This window comes from Acidobacteriota bacterium (genome assembly GCA_016195325.1).
Taxonomy (GTDB): Bacteria; Acidobacteriota; Polarisedimenticolia; order JACPZX01; family JACPZX01; genus JACPZX01.
This window is the reverse complement of the sequence record JACPZX010000083.1, coordinates 1-2,238: the sequence shown is the minus strand read 5'-3', so window position 1 is coordinate 2,238 and position 2,238 is coordinate 1. Positions and strand designations below refer to the sequence as shown.

Annotated in this window: 2 protein-coding genes; both read right to left on the bottom strand. The window is 65.7% G+C overall.

Going from position 1 to position 2,238, the window contains the following annotated elements; all coding sequences use genetic code 11:
• On the bottom strand, positions 1-855 hold an 855-nt coding region (locus HY049_15400; protein MBI3450285.1), incomplete at its 3' end, for a fatty acid desaturase.
• Positions 856-918: 63 nt separating this feature from the next.
• A partial coding sequence (locus tag HY049_15395) for a S9 family peptidase (GenBank protein ID MBI3450284.1) occupies positions 919-2,238 on the bottom strand: 1,320 nt, incomplete at its 5' end.

The following is a 2,238-nucleotide window of genomic DNA, read 5'->3' as shown; positions in this document are numbered from 1 at the left end:
GAAGGGGACGCGCGGGAAGTAGTGGTGCTCGAGGTGGAAGTTCGACCAGAGGAACGCGAAGTTCCAGAAGAGCGACGACTTCACGAGCGTGCTCCACTGGGCGGGGTTGTCGGGGTTGATGTAGTAGTGCTGCCCGACGCGGTTCATCGCGAAGGCGATCGGGAAGACGAAGAAGTACGGGACCGCGTAGACGCGCCCCATCACCTGCCATCCCGCCCCCACCCAGATCGCGGCGAGGATGGCGACGTGCCCGAGGATCGTCAGGTTCCTCTCGAAGCCGATCCGGGCCCGCAAGCCGGGGTTGTACGTCGCCCCCTCCTTCCGGGCCGCGCGGAAGTAGATGACGAAGAGCGCCGGCGTGAAGTAGAGGGCCTTGTACCAGCGCGCGTTCCTCTTCGGCGAGAGGTGGAACCTCTTCGGGTCGTCGGTGGCCGAGCCCAGGTTGTCGTGGTGATCGAGATGCCAGCGCGAGAACTGGAGGTGCGAGATGCCGCTCGGGAAGGCGTAGAGGATGCCGAGAATCCGGGTGACCCACGGCGTGTTGTCTTTCACCACGGCCTCGTGGATCGCCTCGTGGAGGAGCACCGTGAAGTTGAAGATCGTGAACCCCTGCACGAAGGCGAGGGGGATCCAGACCCACGGCTCCGGGCGCGTCGCCAGGAAATAGCTCGCGAGGCCCAGGATTGCGAACTGACGGAAGACGACCAGGAAGTGCCGCCACGCCCTCCGCTCGTGGAGCTTCTTCAGCTCGGCGTGCGGAATCGCCGCCTGGAGGCGGCGCTTCAGATCGAGACTGGCCTGCACGTAGAAATGGCTCTTCGCCGGGTTCAGAGCCATCGCGTCTTTGAGGTCCATCGCCCTATAGGATACGCTTTCCGGCGCGTCTCGCCACCTGAAGAACCACGAAAACCCCCATCCCTACGGGGTTTCCATCCCGAGCTGCCACGAGAGGAATTCGGCCTCGAGGGAGATGTCCGCGACCACCTGGGTCAGCGGCTTTCCTCCGGAGTGCCCCGACCGTGTGTCGTACAGGAGCATCACCGGGCGCCCCGAAGTCGTCGCCCACTGGAGCGCCGCCGTCATCTTCCGGGCCTGGAGAGGAGGCACGCGCGTGTCCTCGTCGCCGCTCGTCAGGAGCACCGCCGGGTAGGCGGCCCCCTTCGTCACCTTCTGGTACGGCGAATAAGCCTTCAGGAACGTGAACTGGTTCGGATCGCGGGCGTCGCCGTACTCGAGGAGCGCCGGCGGGTTGTTATTCTCGAAGAAGGGGTACCGGAGCATGTCGAGATCCGGGTACTCGCACAGGACGGCGCGGAAGAGATCGGGGCGCTGGGTGAGGGCCGCCCCGACGAGAAGCCCCCCGTTGCTCCCCCCGCGGATCGCGAGGCGTGACGGCTTCGTGTAGTGGTTCGCCACGAGCCACTCCGCCGACGCGATGAAGTCGTCGAAGACGTTCTGCTTCTTGTCGAGCATCCCCGCGTGGTGCCACTCCTGGCCGAACTCGCCACCCCCGCGCAGAGTCGCGACCGCGTACACGCCCCCCTGCTCCGCGATCCACACCGCGAAGTTGGCGAACGACGGGGCGACGCTCACGTCGAAGCCGCCGTACCCGTACAGGAGCGTGGGACGGTTCCCGTCCAGCGGGATGTCCTTGCGGTGGACGATGAAAATCGGAACCTGCGTTCCGTCCTTGGACGTCGCACGAACCTGCTTCACCTCGAACCTGTCGGGGTCGATGGGGACGGCGTCGCGCGACCACAGGCGGCTCTCCCCGGTGGCCGTATCATATATATAGGTGGTCCGGGGGACGGTGAACGAAACGAATTCGTAGAAAGCGTACCGCTGCCCCCAGCGCCCCTCGGGAGCACCCGCCGTCCCGAGCCCCGGGAGCTTCAGCTCCCCGGACTTCTTCCCGTCGAGACCGTAGATGTCCACGCGCGACGTCACGTCGTGGAGGGTGTGGACGAAGATGCGGTCTCCGGCCAGCGAGATCTCCTGGATCGCATCGGGCCCCTCGGGGACGATCTCGCGCCACGTGTCCTTCGAAGGGCTCTTGAAGTCCACCGCGATCACGCGTCCCTTCGGGGCCTTGTAATCGGTGCGGATCACGAGGGTGTCGCCGGCGATCTGCGCGTTGAAGAGGGCCTTCTCGTCCCTGGCGATGGGGAGGATCTTTCCGTCGGGGAGCTCCTGCGCGTACACGTCGCTCGTCGCCCATCCCTGTTGCACGCCGATGAG